This window comes from Bradyrhizobium dasycarpum, assembly GCF_042019905.1.
In the GTDB taxonomy this organism is placed as follows: domain Bacteria; phylum Pseudomonadota; class Alphaproteobacteria; order Rhizobiales; family Xanthobacteraceae; genus Bradyrhizobium; species Bradyrhizobium japonicum_B.
Genome location: NZ_CP169574.1, coordinates 1584491 through 1602678 on the forward strand (window position 1 = coordinate 1584491; position 18188 = coordinate 1602678).

Sequence of the window (18188 nt, forward strand, 5' to 3'; positions counted from 1 at the left end):
CCGATCAATCGCCACCCTCGACCGGCGTGTAGATCACCAGTTTCAGCGCGGGGTCGTCGTTGGCCTGGAAGCTGGTGTGCTCGAACCGGAGCGGGCCCCTGGTCGGGTGGTTGATGGTCTTGAGGCCGGACATCGTGCTGCGGATGTCGTGGGCTTCCCACCATTTGACGAATTCCGGGCTCCCCTCGCGCAGCCGCGTCAGCAGCTCCGCAAAGGCGGGATCGCCGGCCCAGACATCGTGGGTGGCGCGAAACATCGCGACCATGCTCTTGGCGACGTCGGTCCAGCTCGCGCCGTAGAACTTTCGCGTCTTCTTGTTCGTCAGCACCAGCAGCAGCGTATTGCGATCCTGCTCGGGCAATTGACCGAAGGCGAAGATATCCTCGGCGGCCTCGTTCCAGGCCAGCACGTCCCATCGCCGCCCGGTGACATAGGCCGGCTGTTGCAGGCTTGCGATCATGCGCCGGATCGGCGCCGGCACGATCTCGCGCGTGAACGCACCTCTGGCGCCGTCGCGCGCCAATGCCTTCAGGTGCGCGTGCTCGGTCTTGCTGAGACGGAGCGCACGGGCCAGCGCGTCGATGGTGGTGACGGACGGGCTGACGGTGCGGCCCTGCTCGAGGCGGATGTACCAGTCGACGCCGATGCCGGCGAGCTGCGCGACCTCCTCGCGGCGCAGCCCCGCGGTACGCCGGCGGCGGCCTGCCGGAAGTCCGACAGTCTTCGGCGACAGCCTTTCGCGGCGGGACCTGAGAAAATCGCCGAACTCGACGCGGCGTGGGTCGGCCATGGCTGTCGCTCCCACGGATGGAGGGTCTCTGGAATACTAGGATAATACCAGGCCTTCATGGCTCTTCCAAGGCGGCGCATATCGGCTTCATCCGACTTCGAGGTGAACATCATGAAAGCTGCCGTGCTCAAATCCTTCGGTTCGCCGCTCGCGATCGAGAATGTCCCCGAACCGGTGCTCGGCACCGGCGAGATCATCGTCGATGTCGTCGCCACGCGCGTCTTGTCCTACATGAACGAAGTCTTCGACGGGACGCGCAATTACGCACTCGACCTGCCGATCATCCCGGGCCCCGGCGGCATCGGCCGGGTGCGCGCAATCGGCCCGGACGCAACCAGGCTCAACGTTGGCGACTGGGTGTTCTGCGATCCGACAGTGCGTTCGCGCGACGACGCGGTGGTGCCCGACATCGCGCTGCAAGGGCTCACCGCTGCCGGGGCCGGCGGCATGCGGCTGCAACAGCATTTTCGCCACGGCTCGTTTGCCGAGCAAATGCGCGTGCCGACGGAGAACGTCAAACCCCTCGGGCCGATCGCGTCGGAGGACGCGACGCAATGGTGCGCGCTGGGAACGCTGCTGGTGCCCTATGGCGGCTTTCTTGCCGCAAACCTTCAGCCCGGCGAGACCGTGCTGGTGAGTGGCGCCACCGGTAATTTCGGCAGCGCCGCCGTCTCGGTGGCCCTCGCGATGGGCGCGGCCAGCGTGGTCACGCCGGGCCGCAACGAAAAGATCCTCGCCGACCTCGTCCGCCGCTTCGGCAGCCGCGTGCAACCGGTCAAGCTCACTGGCCATGAAGATCACGACCGCGAAGCGATGAAGCGCGCGGCGCCCTCGCCGATCGATTGCGTGCTCGACATCATGCCGCCCTCGGTCAGCCCGACCGTCGTGCGGGCCGCGATCATGACGGTGCGCCCCTATGGGCGCGTCGCGCTGATGGGCGGCGTCGGCATGGCCGGCGGCGCGGGCCTCGAGCTGCCCTACCCCTGGATCATGCGCAACTGCATCAGCATTCACGGCGTCTGGATGTACCCGCCCGATGCCGCGAGCCGCCTGATCGCGCTGGTGCGTGCAGGACTGCTCAGACTTGAGGAGTACGAGACAACTTCCTTCGACCTCGACCACGCCAAGGAGGCCGTGGCGCACGCCGCTGCCAATGGCGGGCCATTCAAATTGACCGTGATCCGGCCTTGAGGCCTAAGGGCGCGGGCAGCGCCGCCGCCCATTTTTTCCCAAGTCCCGTCAGGCACTTGGCTACTGTGCATGGGGTTGTTTTCGCAGATTTTGCTAGTCGAGCTCGATGACCTGGCCGTTCGACAGCGAGACGCGCCGGTCCATGCGGCCGGCGAGCTCCATGTTGTGGGTGGCGATCAGCATCGACACCTTGGTCGCCTTCACCAGCTGCATCAGGGCCTGGAACACGTGGTCGGCGGTGTGCGGATCGAGGTTGCCGGTCGGCTCGTCCGCGAACAACACCCGCGGCGCGTTGGCCACCGCGCGCGCGATCGCGACGCGCTGCTGCTCGCCGCCCGACAACTCGGCGGGGCGATGGGTGATGCGGTCGCCGAGGCCGAGATAGCCGAGGATCTCCTTGGCGCGGATGACGCTCTCGGACTTCTTCAGGCCGCGGATCATCTGCGGCAGCATGACGTTCTCGAGCGCGGAGAACTCCGGCAACAGCCGATGCGACTGGTAGACGAAGCCGATATCGGTGCGGCGCAGCTGGGTGCGTTCGATGTCGGGCAGCTGCGAGGTCGGCGCGCCGTTGACATAGACCTCACCGGAATCCGGTGCCTCGAGCAGCCCTGCGATGTGCAGCAGCGTCGACTTGCCGGAGCCCGACGGTGCCACCAGCGCGACCGATTGACCGGCCCACAGCGCCAGCTTGGCGCCGTCCAAGATCGTCAGCGGCACCTCGCCCTGCAAGTACTGCCGCTTTATCTCGTGGAGATAAATGACCGGTACATCGTCAGCCCCCTGCTGCTCCATCAGCCCCTCACTCGTACCGCAGCGCTTCGACGGGATCGAGGCGCGCGGCGCGCCACGACGGATACAGCGTCGCCAGGAACGACAGCGTCAGCGCCATGATGACGACGGCCGTGGTCTCGCCGATGTCGATTTCGGCAGGCAGCTTCGACAGGAAATACAGCTCAGGCGAGAACAGCTCGGTCGAGGTCAGCCAGGACAGGAATTGCCTGATCGATTCGATGTTGAGGCAGATCACGAGGCCGACGAAGAAGCCGACCAGCGTGCCGACCACGCCGATCGAGGCGCCCGTGATCAGGAAGATCCGCATGATCGAGCCCTGCGAGGCGCCCATCGTGCGCAGGATCGCGATGTCGCTGCCCTTGTCCTTCACCAGCATGATCAGGCCTGACACGATGTTCAGAGCGGCGACCAGCACGATCATGGTCAGGATCAGAAACATCACGTTGCGCTCGACCTGGAGCGCGTTGAAGAAGGTCGAGTTGCGCTGCCGCCAATCGACCAGGAACACCGGACGTCCCGCGGCCTCCGTCACCGCCTTGCGGAAGGCGTCGATCCTGTCGGGATTGGTGGTGAACACCTCGATCGAGGTGACGTCGTTGCTGCGGTTGAAATAGGCCTGCGCTTCGGTCAGCGGCATGAACACGAAGCCGAGGTCGTATTCGGACATGCCGATCTCGAACACCGCGACGATCTTGTACGGCTTGATGCGCGGCGTCGTGCCCATCGGGGTCACCGCGCCCTTCGGCGCCACCAGCGTGATGCTGTCGCCGGCATGCAGCGACAGCTGGTCGGCGAGGCGCCGGCCGATCGCCACGCCCTGCCCTTCGTCGAAGCCTTCGAGCGAGCCCTGCTTGATGTTCTTGGCGATCGAGGTGAGGTTGTTGAGGTCGTCGGAGCGGATGCCGCGCACCAGGACGCCCGAGGCGTTCCATGGCGACGACGCCAGCGCCTGGCCGTCCACCACGGGCGCGGCGAGCCGGATGCCTCCGACCTGGCTGAGGCGGTCGGCAACGTCCTTCCAGTCGGTCAGCGGCGATTCCAGCGGCTGCACCAGGATGTGGCCGTTGAGCCCGAGGATCTTGTCGAGCAGCTCCTTGCGGAAGCCGTTCATCACCGCCATGACGATGATCAGCGTCGCCACGCCCAGCATGATGCCGAGAAAGGAGAACCCGGCGATGACCGAGATGAATCCCTCCTTGCGGCGCGCCCGCAAATAGCGCGCCGACAGCATCCACTCGAATGGCGCAAAAGGCGCGGTCTGCACGGTTTCGGTCATGGTCTCATCCATCGCTCGATAATCCCATGATTCGGGGTCAATTGTGGCCGGATTGGCGGCCGCCAGATCGCGCGATGAACAATATTCAGCCGACCAGCCCGATCAGCCCACAAGTCTTGCGACCGCGTCCGCAGGCGACATGGTCTCGCGGGACCCGTCACTTCGCCGCTTGATCTCGACCTTGCCGTCGGCGAGGCCCTTCGGCCCGATCATGATCTGCCAGGGGATGCCGATCAGGTCGGCGCCGGCGAACTTGGCGCCCGCGCGCTGGTCGGTGTCGTCGTAGAGCACGTCGACACCCTTGGCCGTGAGCTCGGCATACAGCTTCTCGCAGGCCGCATCGACGGCGGCATCGCCCTGCTTGAGGTTGAGGATCGAGACGCGGAACGGCGCCACCGCCTCCGGCCATTTGATGCCGGCATCGTCATGGCAGGCCTCGATGATGGCACCGAGCAGGCGCGAGACGCCGACGCCATAGGACCCGCCATGGATCGGCACGTCGACACCGTCGGGCCCTGCCACCAGCGCCTTCATCGGCTCGGAATATTTGGTGCCGAAGTAAAAGATCTGCCCGACCTCGATGCCGCGGGTGTTGACCCGCTTGTCCGCCGGCACCTCCTGCTCGAAGCGCGCGGCGTCGTGGACGTCTTCGGTCGCGGCGTAGAGCGAGGTCCATTGCTTGATGATCGGCGTCAGGTCGCTCTCGTAGTCGACATCCTCGCCCGGCACCGGCAGGTCCAGTACATCGCGATTGATGAAGACGCCGGATTCGCCGGTCTCCGCTAGCACGATGAACTCGTGGCTGAGGTCGCCGCCGATCGGCCCGGTCTCGGCCCGCATCGGGATCGCCTTCAGGCCCATCCGCGCGAAGGTGCGCAAATAGGCGACGAACATCTTGTTGTAGGCGACGCGCGCCGCGGCCTCGTTGAGGTCGAACGAATAGGCGTCCTTCATCAAGAACTCGCGGCCGCGCATCACGCCGAAACGCGGACGCTGCTCGTCGCGGAATTTCCATTGGATATGATAGAGATTGAGCGGGAGGTTCTTGTAGGACTTCACATAGGCGCGGAAGATCTCGGTGATCATTTCCTCGTTGGTCGGCCCGTACAGCAGCTCGCGCTTGTGGCGATCGGCGATGCGCAGCATCTCCGGGCCATAGGCGTCGTAACGGCCGCTTTCGCGCCAGAGATCGGCCAGCTGGAGCGTCGGCATCAAAACCTCGATCGCGCCGGAGCGGTCCTGCTCCTCGCGCACGATCTGTTCGATCTTCTTCAGCACGCGGAAGCCGAGCGGCAGCCAGGCGTAGATGCCGGCCGCCTCCTGCCGGATCATGCCGGCGCGCAGCATCAGCCGATGCGAGACGATCTCCGCCTCTTTCGGATTTTCCTTTAGGATGGGCAGAAAGAACCGCGACAACCGCATGGCAATACTCTGGGAATCAGTGATCGGCTGCAGTGAAACCGGATTGAGGGCGAAAATACAAGACCGGGAATGAGGAAAAGCCGCTAAGGCAACGGAATTCCTGTCATTTTTCCGTCGGACTTCAGGTTCAGCTCGAACTGCAAACGCATCAGGAAGGACAAAGCTTCACGCCCGGCACGGCGGCTTGCCCTTGAACGAGGCCCGGCCCCTCGACCGGGATCTCGATCTAGCGTCTGACAGTGTGCGAGCCCTCCGCAATCGGACGAACAGCTTGTGGAACGCGCCCACCTCCGCTTGCCTGGTGTCGAGGGACACGTGCGCCGCCGCCGGCGAGGCGGCGAGCGCGGCAAACTGGAACAGTCAGGATCGCCTCGGAATATCAGGCCTTTCGAGAGACCGGATCAGCCTATTTCATCTTCATTCCCGAATGATCCGGCATCTTCTTCATGTCCATGTGACCTGAATGCCCGGCATCGCCGGGGGCCTGCGCGCCGACGCCCTGGACCTCGAGGGAGACGGCGACCTTGCCGGCTTTCTCGAATTGCAGCGTCACCGGCACCTTGTCGCCCTGCTTGAACGGGCCCTTCAGCTCCTGGAGCATCAAATGATTGCCGCCGGGCGCGAGCTTCACCGTCTTGCCGGGCTCGACCACCAATCCCTTCTCGAGCGCGCGCATCTTCATCACGCCGTTGTCCATCGCCATCTCGTGGATCTCGGACTTGCCGGCGATATCGGCGGAGACGCCGACCAGCCTGTCCGGCGCCGTCCCCTTGTTCTCGATGACGAGATAGCCGCCGGCGACCTTTGCGCCGCCCGGGGTCGCACGGCTCCACGCCTGCGAGATGACGAGATCGCCGGCCTTGACGTCGTCGGCGATTGCCGGCGCTGCGGAGATCGCGAGAGCGAACGCGGCGAGCAGCACGTTTTTCGAGATTGTCTTCATGTCGGTATTCCCTTTGCAGATTTGAGGTTCAGTGTTTGGAGCGTTGTTGCGACGACCATTTTTCGAGATCGGCCATCTCGGCCGAGCCTTCGATCGTCGTGATGGTTCCTTCCGGAGAGATGAGCATGGTCCTGGGGATGTCGCCTTGCCACGTCGGGTCGATCTCAAACCGCAGGCGCTCGACGAAGCCGTCGTTGAAGATGAAGTTCTCGGTCGACGACAGACCCGCCTTGTCCAGCATCGCTTGCGTCGCCGCCGGCAGGTTTGGCACGAGATCGGCGCTGACAGTGACGACGTCGACGTCAGGATGATCCTTGGCGAACTGCCCCAGCAGCGGAAGCTCGATCTTGCAGGGGCCACAGGTCACGCCCCAGAAATGCACGAGCACGGGGCGGCCGGCGTGCCCCTTCAGGACGCCTTGCCAGGTGCCGCGTTCGAACGGCTTCAGGGCGGGAGATGCGTCCAGCGCCGCCGCTGACGCGATCAGAACGGCAAGGCTCGCAATGCCTGCAAATCGAAATCTCATGGCTTGTCCTCGATAGCTGTCAGCCGATAGCCGTCCGCCTTCGTCATCCACGACAGGTAGGTCTTCTTGCCGTTAGAGACGAGCAAGGGGTGATCGGAGGTGTCGCTTGTGCTCGATATCGTCTTCGGCGGCGACCAGGTCTCGCCATCATCGCGGGAGATCGTCATCTGTACCGAAGTCTTCTCGCCGTCGAACTCCTTCCAGACCATCACCGTCCCCACAGGACCTGCCAGCACGAAGGGCCGCGTCGGATTGCGGCCCGGCTGCCCCAGCGCCATGGGCGTGGAGAAGGTGCGACCTTCGTCGCGGGAATGCGCATAGAACAACCCCTTTCGCGCCTTCCCGTTCGTGTACCAGACCACATGATAGGTCCCGTTCGGCGCCACCGTGAGGCTCGGCCCGTGATGCGGGCAGGCGTTGATCTGCCAATCGTCGGTGCTGATCCGGCGGATTTCACCGGGCGTTGCAACGTCGGTGAAGGTCATCACCGCATGATCGCGCACGCCGCCGTCGAAAATGTTCCTGAAGATCACGGCCGGCCGCCCGGGCGCGGCGAATGCCAGCCCCAAACGGCAGCACTCGCAGGTGCCGTCGCGCGCGAGACCAGCCTCGGTGTAACTGGCGCCGCCGTCGCGCGAGGCGGCAAAGAACAGCGCCGCGCCCTCGTACTTCCGCCCCGCCTCTTTTGCAGGGACACGATTGCGCTTGTCGAGCCAGGCCGCAAAGACCGTTCCATCCTGATCGAGCGCCAGCGCCTCGAACCGCTGGCTCTCGGGGTTGGCGGTGATGGGCTTCGGCTCCGCAAAGCTCTTTCCGCCGTCGGCCGAGCGCGTGGTGAGCACTTCTCCGTTGAAGGCCTCGTCCCTGAAGGTCGAGAAGGCGAGCACGATGCCGCCCTTGCGATCGACCACGATCTTCGGCCGCGCGTCCGGCCCCCAATCGAGATTCAACCGCTTCGTCGTGACCTGCGTGGGCGCCGAAAAACTGCGCCCCTCATCCTGTGAGCTTGCGACAGAGACCTGCCCTCCCGCCATCCAGACCAGCCACAAGGTCCCATCCGGACCGAAGGCCGGCGTCGCCTTGGTCGCACAGCGCAGCGTCGGCTGCTCACAGGCCGCTTCAGACGCGGGCGGAGCTCGCATCTGCGCCAGCGTCGGACCGTGCGTGAATGCGAGAGCGACGATGGTGATCAGGCCAGTTCGGATCATGGCCCTGTTCGCTGAGAGAGTTCGGATCATCTGAATGCCACCTTCATACCCGCAACGAATGTGCGCGGCGAGCCCGCATAGATCGATCCCGTCGTGTTTGCCAGCACGCTCGCAGGATTTTGAAGGCCTGCGCCGGTGACGGTGTTGGCGATGTTGTTGGCGGAGGCGATGTAGGTGCGATCGAACACGTTTCTGACCTCGAGAAACAAGTTCAGGGATCTGAAGGTGTCGGACATCAGGTCGGCCTTGTAGTGAACGTTCACGTTGACCAGCTCATAGCCCGGCGCCTTCAGCAGGTTTGCGTTGTCCATGTAGAAGGAGTCTTTCCACTGGACCTCGACGAAACCACCGAGGCCTGCCAGCGGCCCGGCGAACTCGTCGTAGCCAATTCGGGCCGTCAGTTCGTTGGGCGATATTCCGGGGATCCTGTTGCCGGCGCGGTTGAAGCTGAACACCGCGCCGTTGGCGATGTTCTCGACATATTCGGTATAGACCTCGTCGAGATAGGTATACGCCGCCATGAAGCGCCAGCCCGGATAGAACTTCCAGTCGGCGGCAAGCTCGATTCCGCGGTGCTCCGATCGCGGCGCGTTGAACGTGTAAGTCGTGTTGGGTGAGCCGGCAGGCGTCGCCTGACTGACGATCTCGTTTCGGAAGAACTCGTAGAAGCCGGTCGCACTGAGCTTGAGCGTGTTGTTCGGGGTCCAGTCGAAACCGAGATCGTAGCCGAGATTCCTCTGCGCCTGAAGCTGGGTGTTGTTGCCTGACACGCCGGTCGGAAGAACGAACAGATTCGAAACCTGCGGCGTGCCGTATCCCGTCGCGACCCGTCCGCGGAACAGCCACTCGTTGTTGAGATTGTAGAGGAGTGCCAACTCCGGCGCAGCATTTTGGAACTGCCGGTCCGCCGTCGTGAGGGTCGTTGTGGTGACACCGGTGGGACCTGCATGCGCGTAGGCCGTGTTCGTCCCCTTCAGCAGGGTGGTCTCCCAGCCGACGCCGGCGATCGCCGTCAGCGAGGTCGTCAGCCTGACCTCTTGCCTGGCACGCACGCCATAATTGGTCGTTTCACTGAAGAGATTGCTCGAGAGCCTGCCGAGCGTCGCGTTGCCCCCTGGCTTCACGTTCCGCGTGTCACTCGACGCCGTCAGGGTATTGTAGAACGCACCGAAGAACGTGGTCGACTCCAGGCCAAGAAGCTCGCCGCGCTTGGTCAGGTCGCTCATGTAATTGTATGACGGAAAATCTCCGATCGAACTCGTCGTACCGGTCGGCTGGCTGATGTTTCGGTCGTCGAAGACGAACTGATTGCGCCACGTCATGGTGTTGTCGAAATCGTGCTCCCACCGGCCGCCGACAATGGTTCGGCGATCGTTGCGGCCGAGCCCCGCCTGCAGGGCCGTCTCCGTGTCGGTCCCGGCTGTTGCGTTGAAGCCGTTGTTGAACAGCCTGACCGTGCCGCATCCCGGCGCGGCGCTGGCACCGGTCGCACATCCCTGCTGGAACGGGTTGAGATAATACTGGTTCAGCGATTGTCGGATCGGTAGTCGCGCGCTGAGATCGTTGTTGATGATCTTGACCGTGAAGCGGTCGTCCGGCGTCGCCTGGAGCGTGCCGAGGAAGTTGACGGTCTGCGTATTGAACCAGCTATTGCCGATGTAGCCGTCACCCCGCACGTCGCTCGCGAACAGCGAGCCCTCGAAATTCCCGACCTTCTTGCCGGCCGCCAGGTAATTGTTGAGATAGCCATAGCTGCCGCCGTCCACGCCATATTCGACGCCGTCGATCGTGCCGCCCGGGCGCGTCCGAAAATTGAGCGCGCCGCCGGTCGCGTAATTGCCGTAGAGCGCCGACGAGGGCCCCCTGTATCACGTCGATCGCGCCATAGGCGTGCGGATCGATCAGGTCGCTGCGCGACAAGCCGTCCGGCTGCGTCACCGGGAAGCCATCGTCGAAGATCACAAGATTGCGGATGGCGAAACCGTTGCGGGCATTGGAGCCTCGAATCGAGATGCCGAAATCCCGGGGACCATTGCCCTGCTTGATCGAAATGCCCGGACTGTCCCGCAGGACGTCGCTGACCGAGAACGCCGGGCGAGTGTCGAACTGGCTGCGATCGATGGTCGTCGCGGTCTGTCCGGCCGGCGATTGATTGAGGCCAGCCCGCATGTCGCCGGCGCTCCTCATGTTGTTTTGCCCCTGGGCGCCATCGGTCGCGTTCCGCGCGGCCGGCCTCGCTGTGTTGGCCATCGCACTGGCGCGCAGTCGCGACGGCCGGATGATGGGTTTGGGACGGGACCTCTGCGGCGCTTCGACCGTCACCGCGGGGATCGCTTCCGAGGCTGGCTGGGCCAGCGCGTCTGAGCCGATCGGGGACGCCAGTCCGATAAGCACGGGCAAGCCCGCGCGCCCGATCGCACGAATGCGTAACATTTCCTAGATTCCTGACATCCGGCACGTCGGCCGGTCCATTGAGCACGCCGTCGGCACAGCAATGGCGCGCCAACGGTTCGGTTTGTCGCTACGTCAGGAAAATTGAGGCGGGGCGCGCGCCTGGGCACTCGAGCCCTCTGGGGCGGCGATGGCGAACGGATCGGCCGGATGCCACACCACCCGCTCGGCATGGCGGACGGGAATCGAGAATGCCGCGGGCGTCGCCGAATCGAGCGAGGCGTTGGCCTGGGCCAGGCAGCACAGGGCGCAGGCGCCCGCATGCGCGGTCGGCACGCCATTCTGATCGTTCAGGCCGCCCTGCTCGCTCGCACTATGGCAGATGACAGCGGCAGACAGCGGATCGGCAATGGCCAAGCTTGTCGCCCAGCACGCGGCAATCGGCGCCAGCACCTGCATCGCCAGGGCGACCAGGACCAGAGGCAGGAATTTTCGTAGCCGAGCGCGCATCCGCCGAACCGTTCGTTCGCCTGCTAACTAAACACCGCACCCAGCCCCAAGTCGAGGCCAGTTCCGCCTCCCTTTTTGCCCCAGCGCAAATTTCTCGGAAACCGTGGCCTGGATAACCCGGCATCGGACCGGAGGAGGCCTTTTGAGGCAGGTCAAACGGATCCGCCCTCCACAGATTTCTTTTATTTGTCATATACTTGCACGCCGTGACGCCCGATCATTTCGTCTACTGATCGAATTTTGAACATTCGTTGCCGAAAATGATGACAAGTGAGAAAAAGTTGATCTAGCATCCCTCTCGCTCAGGCTGGCCGCGAGGTCGAAGTCTGGTGGTCCAAGTCTCGGGAGGAGCCCCTGACGCGCAAAATGCAGCGTCGCCCCGCCAATCAAGAGCAAATCTTAGAATCGGGGATAATAGGGTCGACACAATTTTTGAGCGGGGCCAGGGCCCCGCTCTTTTTTTGTCCGCAAGTTTTGTTGGCAAGGGGCTGAAGCGCGGATGAATGCTTCGCCCAATCCGATCGATATCAGCTTCGACCTGGCGGCCTCGCGCTGCGAAGATCTCACGCCCCTCGTCTACCGACGCCTGTTCGACGAGCATCCCGAGACACAGGCGCTGTTTCGTCTCGAGGGCCGCGACCTCGTGACGGGGTCGATGCTCGCGCTGGCGATCGAGGCGATCCTCGATTTCGCCGGTCAGCGTCGCGGGCATTTCCGGCTGATCGCCTGCGAGGTCGCCTCGCACGATGGCTATGGCACGCCGCGTGAGCTGTTCATCGCGTTCTTCGCCATCATCAGGGATACGCTGCGCGACCTTGCTCGGCGATCAATGGTCAATCGAGATTGCCCGCGCTTGGGACCAGCTGCTCGTCGAGATCGACGCATTCGCCGGCGCAACCGCCTGACTCGTTCTCTTTGCGCTGCACCAACGCGGCTCGCTGCAACGGTGCGAGTGATTGCGGATTGAGTGGCGCCAACTCTTGTGAGACACTTTCGGAGATCGGTAGCGCTACCAATGACGCGCCGACGTTAAAATTTTATGGGAGCGAGCGATGTCCGGGACGAAAGATTTCTCGACGACGAGGCGCGATCTTCTTCAGGCGGCCGCGACCGCCGGCGCCGGAGCTGCCCTCCTCGGCAGCATGGGCATGAACCCCGCATTGGCCGCCGCGGCCGGGCGAAGCGAGAAGCCGCTGAAGGCGGCATTCTCCAACGCCGGCCTGCAGGCGACCTGGTGCGCGCAGGGCAAGCAGGCCGCCGAATTCTGGGGCAAGCTGTTCAACGTCGAGGTCACCTGGTTCGACGGCCAGCTCGACGCGGTGAAGCAGCGGGCGGCGATCGACAACATGGCTTCGCAGAAATGGGACTTCGTCGCGATCCAGGCCTTCGGCATCGGCACCCTCACCCAGCCGGTGCAGAAGATGATCGACGCCGGCACGCCGGTGATCGACATGGACACGCTGATCGCCCCGCTCGACCAGATCAACGTGCATTCCTTCCTCGCTCCCGACAACGAGTTCATGGGCGCTTCGGTGACCCAGGCCCTCTGCAACGCGATGGGCGGCAAGGGCAAGATCATCATGACGCAGGGCGCGCTCGGGCATACCGGCGCGCAAGGACGCGCCAAGGGCTTCAATTCGGTCGTCAAGCAATTCCCGGGCATCGAGGTCCTCGACACCCAGCCCGCCGACTGGGACGTCTCCAAGACGGCGCGGCTGTGGGAAACCTATCTGACCAAGTATCCGCAGATCGACGCGGCATTCTTCCACAACGACGACATGGCGCTTGCCGCCGCCAACATCATGAAGGCGCGCGGCCGCACCAACATCCTGATCGGCGGCGTCGATGCCATGCCGCCGGCGATCCAGGCGGTCAGCGAAGGCCGCATGTTCGCGACCGTCCGCAATCCCTCCTGCCGCATCCACGGCGGCGCCATCGTCGCCGGCGTCTCGGCTGTGGTCGGTGGCGAGAAAAGCGGACAGGGCATTCCCAAGAACGTCGTCACCGACGGCCCGGTCGTGACCAAGGCCAACGCTGCCGGGATGCAGTGGATGCAGGATCACTTCCTGATCTGAACCTTCATGTCCGAGGGTCGTTCGCCCATCCTTGAACTGCAGGGCATCACGAAGAGCTTCGGCGGCGTCGAGGCACTTCGTGGTGTCGATTTCGCGCTCCATCCCGGCGAGATCCACGGTCTGGTCGGCGAGAACGGCGCCGGAAAAAGCACGCTGATGAAGATCATCGCCGGCGTGCACACCGAATTCTCCGGCCGCTTCCTGATCGACGGGGCGGAGACGCATTTCCGCTCGGCCCGCGATGCGCATGCGGCCGGCATCGCCATGGTGCACCAGGAGCTCTCTGTCGCACCCGACCTCACGGTGGCCGAGAACGTCTTTCTCGGCAACCAGCCGACCAACGCCCTCGGCCTCGTGCAATGGCGGCGGATGGCCCGCGAGGCCGGCGAGCAGCTTGCCCGCTTCGGCATCGACGTCGATCCGATGTCGCGGCTGGGCGACCTGCCGATCGGGCTGCAGCAGCTGATCGAGATCGCGCGCGTGCTGTTCTCCAGCGCCCGCATCGTCATCCTGGACGAGCCGACCTCCGCGCTCTCCCCGCCCGAGGTCGAGCGACTGTTCGCAACGCTCAGGCGGCTGCGCCAGCAAGGCACTGCAATCGTCTTCATCTCGCATTTCATCGAGGACATCCTGCTCGTTTCCGACACGGTGACCGTGTTCCGCAACGGGCGGAAGGTCGCGGAGACCGCGAGCGCAGCAACCAGCAAGGGCGCGCTGATCGAGGCCATGATCGGCCGCGGCGGCGAAGCGCTCGAGCACAGCTACACCGACGATTTGATGCTGCCGCGGCCAAGCGACAGCCAGGTCGTTCTCAAGGTCGATCAGCTCTCGCTGTCCCGCAGCCTGAAGGACGTCTCGTTCGAGGCGCGCGCCGGCGAGGTGCTCGGCATCTATGGCTTCATGGGCTGCGGCCAGCAGGAGTTGTCGCGCATCCTGTTCGGCAAGCTGAAGCCGGACACCGGCACGCTTGTCGTCGGCGGCACGCCGAAAACCTTCGCCAGCACGGCGGCGGCGCGGCGCGCCGGCGTGGCGCTGGTGCCGGAGAGCCGGCGCGACATGCTGTTTCATCAGGAGCCGGTCTACAAGAACATCTCGATCAGCATCCTCGATCGCATCTCCGCGCTGCTGCTCAAGCCGGCGCAGGAGCGCGACATCGCCAAGCGTCAGGTCGAGCAGCTCCAGATCAGGCCGCCGGTGGTCGGTCTCGACCTCGGCATGCTCTCCGGCGGCAACCAGCAGAAGGTTGCGCTGGCGAAATGGCTGACCTATCCGCCGAAACTCCTGGTGCTGTGCGAGCCGACCCGCGGCATGGACGTCGGCGCCAAGAACGACGTCATCAACATCGTCCGCGACCTCCGCGCCAAGGGGCTGGCGATCATCGTGCTGTCGACCGAGCCGGAAACGGTGCTGTCGCTGGCCGACCGCATCCTCGTGCTCAAGCGCGGCGCATTGGTGCGGGAATTCAAGAACGAGCCGGTCAGCAAGGACCGCCTGCTGGAAGCGGCGTGACGGAGAAGCACATGAGCAGCGAGACGGCCTTGGCGACAGGACGGCGGCCGCGGGGCCTTGCGCCCTTCCTGCGCTCCCAGATGCGCAACATCGCACCCTTCTTGACGCTGATCTTCCTGACCGCCTTCTTCGCCTTCGCCAGTCCCTCCTTCGCGACGCTGGACAATCTCGGCAACATCCTGACGCAGGTGTCGGTCACCGGCATCATCGCCGTAGGCCTGACCTTCGTGATCCTCTGCGCCGAGATCGATCTGTCGATCGCCGCCATCGCCAACGTCACCGGCATCGCCGTCGCCTATTTCACGCTGCAGGAATCCTACGTCAACATCGCCAACGTGCCGCTGCCCGGCGCGGTCGCGATCATCCTGTCGATTCTGCTCTGCGCCCTGCTCGGCCTCGTCAACGCGCTGGGGCTGACCGTGATCGGCATCCCCTCCTTCATCATGACCCTGGCGATGATGCAGATCGCCGCCGGCATCTCGGCGCTGCTGGTTCGCGGCCAGATCGCCTACAAGGTGCCGAGCCTCGTCACCACGCTCGGCTCCGGATCGATCGGCGGCATTCCCTGGATCGTCGTCGTCGCCGCCGTCATGCTGCTGCTCGGTCACCTGGTGCTGACCTACACGCGCTTCGGCCGCTACGTCTACATGGTCGGGGGCAACCGCGAGGCGGCCGAATATTCCGGCCTCAACGTCAAGCTCATCCTCGGCGCCGTGATGGTGATCTCGGCGGTCTGCTCCGGCATCGGCGGCATGCTGGGCGTCGCCCATTTCGGCAGCGCGCAGCAGAACGAGTTCGACACCTATCTGCTCGACTCCATCGCCGCCGTGGTGGTCGGCGGCACCAGCCTGTTCGGCGGCCGCGGCGGCATCGGCAACACCATCGTCGGGCTTTTCGTGCTCGGTGTTCTCAACAACGGCCTCGACCACGTCAACATCGACAGCTTCCTGAAGATCCTGATCCGCGGCCTGATCCTCTGGCGGCGCTGGTCATCAACGTCTACGCGCAGCGCTTGAGGGAAAAAAGCGGCGGAGTAGACGACTGCCCAAGCAAAAAGTGCGAAAACAACCCCATGCACAGTAGCCGAGGCCAGCGGAATCAATGGCTTGCCTTAACGCGCAATTGCGGATTTAGCGAAGCGATTTGACGCGTCGGGCAAAACAGGGGCATGATGTCACCATCGGCAGCCGGCTTCGCAAGGCCGGTGCCTTCGCTGCGCTCGCAATGACGTGGCGGCAGAACGGCGATTCGGGATCACCTAAAGCGCGGCGAAATGAGGCTTGATCGCGCAACGACGGAGGTGTGCTCCCTCGCCCGCTTGCGGGAGAGGGTTGGGGAGAGGGCTGCTTCCGCAATGGGACAATCCCCAAGAGGAGAAAGCCCTCACCCGGCGCGCGGGACGATGCTTCGCATCGCCCGGACGCGCCGACCTCTCCCGCAAGCGGGAGAGGTTGCACCGAGCCCGTGGCAATCGACTCGACCTAAAGCCATTCCGCTCTATCGCGGTTCAGCGGGCGCGGTCTAATCGCGAAAATCGAAAATCGCAGTGGCTCGCACCGCCCGCCAGCGTCTGTGTCCGTTCGAGGCGGATGCCTCGCGTCGCATAGGCGTCGAAATCGAGCCCGCAGATGTTCGGCAGGATGTCCTTGTCGCCGTGGCGTGCCGCGAGCTTGCAGAAGCCGCAGGCCTTGTAGTTGATGCCGAATTCGAACCTGTCCTGCGGACCCGGCTCGACGAATTCGTAGACGAAATCTTCCGGAAACTGCTCCTGATGGCTCTCAGTGACGCTTCTTGCCGCCTGCTCGCGCATCAACGCCTGGTTTTCCGGCGACATGAAATGGCGGCCCGCGGCGAGGCGCTCGGCTTCGGGCACCCCGAGCAATTGCGCCTTGTAGGTGTCCCGCTCGATCTCGCCGATCACGGGCACCGGCACGCCGTGCCGTCGCAGCACCCGGCTGATGGCCATGAAGCCCGTCAGACGCATGAAGAAATCGCTCATGCGGCTTGCCGCGCCGCCGACATAGGGCATCTGGGTGAGCACGATCTCGAATTCGTCCATCACCTCCCGGCTGAGTCCGCCGGTATCGGACAGGTGCCCGCGCTCGCGCAACATCGTTCCGGCAAGGTCGATGCGGTCGCGCATGGCGGCCTCCATGGCGCTTCGATGCGCCTCGTAGAAGGGATGGACGATCTCGGTCATTGGACACCCATTTCGGTTCGTTTCATTGCAAGGCCGGCAAGGCCCGGTCTCATTCCGCGGCGATCGCCTCGATCTCCAGCAGCCATTTGCTATCGACGGTTTCGACGATCACGACCGTCAGCGCGGGTTGGTGCTCCCCGAGCATCGCTCGCCGAATGATGCGATTGGTCACGACCTGATTGCGGTCGGTCAGGAACGTCGTGACCTTGACCAGATGCTCGACGCCGAGGCCGGCCGCGGCGAGCACTTCCTTGACGTTGCGCCAGGCCTGCTCGCATTGCGCCTCGAAACCCTCCGGCACGCTGCCGTCGGAGCTTTCAGGGACCTGGCCGCTGACGAACAGCAGGCGGCGATGCTGCCTCAGCTCAAGTCCCATGCTGTAGCCGCCGAGCGGCGCGTTGACCGTTGCAGGATTGTGGCTGACGAGGTGAGCTGGGGGCATGGCGTTTCTCCGGATTACGGGCCGACCCTACCCGCCGGACTCGCGGCCGCGCAAAGCATCATTCCTGCTGTTCAGCGCAAGAAAATCTATTGCAAGGCCGCCCGCCATCGGTGTCAAAGTGCGGCGCGATGACCTACGCCCTTCCCCCACTCAACGCGCTCCGCGCCTTCGAAGCCGCCGCGCGGCATCTCAGCTTCAAGCTGGCCGCGCACGAGCTCCACGTGACGCCTGCTGCCGTGGGGCAGCAGGTGAAGGCGCTGGAGGCGCGCCTCGGCGTGCAGCTGTTCGAGCGGCTGCACAAGCAGCTCATCCTCACCGCGGCCGGTCAGGCCTACCTGCCAGGCGTCTCCGAAGGTTTTCGCCACATTGCGGAGGCGACCTCGCAATTGAAGCCGGCAGGCGCCGTGCAGCTTCAATTGGGCGTCCATGGCAGCTTCGACCTGCGCCGCCTCGATCTGGCGGCGTTCCGCAGCACGCATGCGGAGATCGGCTTGCGGGTGCTGCAGCCCGCCGGCCTGCATGAATTGGTCGAGGGCAAGGTCGACCTCTTGATCGCCCGCGGCGTGAGCCACCATCCGGGCTATCGCTGCGACCGACTCAGCGAGAACGCAGGCCTCGGCGATTGGCTGATTGCCCCCGAGGGCACTGCGGATTGTCCGGAGATCGAGTTTTCGGGCATGGCTCCGCGCCCTGCCGACCGAGATGCGGCATGCCCGGCGCCCGCGCCTGGTTGGCGGCGTCGGAAGTTGAGGCGACGGGGAAGCAGCAGAAAATCGCAAGCTCACTTCATCATGCTTTAGGACGACGAGGATAGAAGCGCGCTCGCCGCGCCGATCCCGTCATTGCGAGCGCAGCGAAGCAATCCAGTCTTTCCGCAGCGGCAGCCTGGATTGCTTCGTCGCGAGGGCTC

General features: G+C 64.4%; 13 protein-coding genes and 4 pseudogenes. 6 read left to right on the forward strand and 11 right to left on the reverse strand.

Going from position 1 to position 18188, the window contains the following annotated elements:
* Window positions 1–4: 4 nt before the first annotated feature.
* On the reverse strand, window positions 5–790 hold the full coding sequence (locus ACETMP_RS07990) for a helix-turn-helix transcriptional regulator (RefSeq protein WP_375160531.1): 786 nt from the start codon (window positions 788–790) through the stop codon (window positions 5–7).
* A 111-nt stretch (window positions 791–901) separates the two neighbouring features.
* Between ACETMP_RS07990 and ACETMP_RS07995 the strand changes: the two genes are divergently transcribed.
* The gene (locus ACETMP_RS07995) at window positions 902–1981 is read left to right on the forward strand and encodes a zinc-binding dehydrogenase (protein WP_375160532.1); all 1080 of its coding nucleotides are present in this window, start codon (window positions 902–904) and stop codon (window positions 1979–1981) included.
* A 93-nt stretch (window positions 1982–2074) separates the two neighbouring features.
* Here ACETMP_RS07995 and ACETMP_RS08000 read toward each other — a convergent pair whose 3' ends face one another.
* The 8 genes and pseudogenes from ACETMP_RS08000 to ACETMP_RS08035 form a co-directional block, all read right to left on the reverse strand.
* Window positions 2075–2776, reverse strand: a complete 702-nt coding sequence (locus tag ACETMP_RS08000; RefSeq protein WP_375160533.1) for an ABC transporter ATP-binding protein — start codon at window positions 2774–2776, stop codon at window positions 2075–2077.
* A gap of 7 nt (window positions 2777–2783) precedes the next feature.
* Entirely contained in the window at window positions 2784–4064 is a 1281-nt protein-coding gene (locus tag ACETMP_RS08005) for a lipoprotein-releasing ABC transporter permease subunit (protein ID WP_257179998.1), read from the reverse strand.
* 90 nt (window positions 4065–4154) lie between these two features.
* The gene (gene proS, locus ACETMP_RS08010; RefSeq protein WP_375160534.1) at window positions 4155–5474 is read right to left on the reverse strand and encodes a proline--tRNA ligase; all 1320 of its coding nucleotides are present in this window, start codon (window positions 5472–5474) and stop codon (window positions 4155–4157) included.
* 406 nt (window positions 5475–5880) lie between these two features.
* On the reverse strand, window positions 5881–6417 hold the full coding sequence (locus tag ACETMP_RS08015; protein ID WP_375160535.1) for a copper chaperone PCu(A)C: 537 nt from the start codon (window positions 6415–6417) through the stop codon (window positions 5881–5883).
* Window positions 6418–6445: 28 nt separating this feature from the next.
* Complete coding sequence (locus ACETMP_RS08020; RefSeq protein WP_028136096.1) at window positions 6446–6943, reverse strand: TlpA disulfide reductase family protein; 498 nt, start codon at window positions 6941–6943, stop codon at window positions 6446–6448.
* Window positions 6940–8151, reverse strand: coding sequence for a sialidase family protein (locus ACETMP_RS08025; RefSeq protein ID WP_375160536.1), 1212 nt, complete (start codon window positions 8149–8151; stop codon window positions 6940–6942). The genes ACETMP_RS08020 and ACETMP_RS08025 overlap by 4 nt, the downstream gene beginning before the upstream one ends.
* A gap of 26 nt (window positions 8152–8177) precedes the next feature.
* Window positions 8178–10338: pseudogene (locus ACETMP_RS08030) on the reverse strand (TonB-dependent receptor family protein).
* A gap of 339 nt (window positions 10339–10677) precedes the next feature.
* Window positions 10678–11052: a DUF2946 family protein gene (locus ACETMP_RS08035; RefSeq protein WP_375160537.1), complete on the reverse strand. Its 375-nt coding sequence runs from the start codon at window positions 11050–11052 to the stop codon at window positions 10678–10680.
* A 499-nt stretch (window positions 11053–11551) separates the two neighbouring features.
* Between ACETMP_RS08035 and ACETMP_RS08040 the strand changes: the two are divergent.
* From ACETMP_RS08040 to ACETMP_RS08055, 4 genes and pseudogenes are all read left to right on the forward strand, one after another.
* Window positions 11552–11957: pseudogene (locus tag ACETMP_RS08040) on the forward strand (globin).
* Between the two features lie 147 nt (window positions 11958–12104).
* Window positions 12105–13127: a sugar ABC transporter substrate-binding protein gene (locus ACETMP_RS08045; RefSeq protein WP_375160538.1), complete on the forward strand. Its 1023-nt coding sequence runs from the start codon at window positions 12105–12107 to the stop codon at window positions 13125–13127.
* 6 nt (window positions 13128–13133) lie between these two features.
* Entirely contained in the window at window positions 13134–14636 is a 1503-nt protein-coding gene (locus tag ACETMP_RS08050; protein ID WP_375160539.1) for a sugar ABC transporter ATP-binding protein, read from the forward strand.
* An 11-nt stretch (window positions 14637–14647) separates the two neighbouring features.
* Window positions 14648–15783 (forward strand): annotated as a pseudogene (locus ACETMP_RS08055) (ABC transporter permease).
* Window positions 15784–16143: 360 nt separating this feature from the next.
* Here the strand turns inward: ACETMP_RS08055 and ACETMP_RS08060 are convergent.
* The gene (locus ACETMP_RS08060; protein ID WP_375160540.1) at window positions 16144–16836 is read right to left on the reverse strand and encodes an L-2-amino-thiazoline-4-carboxylic acid hydrolase; all 693 of its coding nucleotides are present in this window, start codon (window positions 16834–16836) and stop codon (window positions 16144–16146) included.
* 49 nt (window positions 16837–16885) lie between these two features.
* Window positions 16886–17278: a RidA family protein gene (locus ACETMP_RS08065; RefSeq protein ID WP_028136088.1), complete on the reverse strand. Its 393-nt coding sequence runs from the start codon at window positions 17276–17278 to the stop codon at window positions 16886–16888.
* Between the two features lie 128 nt (window positions 17279–17406).
* On the opposite strand from ACETMP_RS08065, the pseudogene ACETMP_RS08070 reads away from it, so the two are divergent.
* Window positions 17407–18028, forward strand: a pseudogene (locus tag ACETMP_RS08070) (LysR family transcriptional regulator).
* Window positions 18029–18188: the final 160 nt, after the last annotated feature.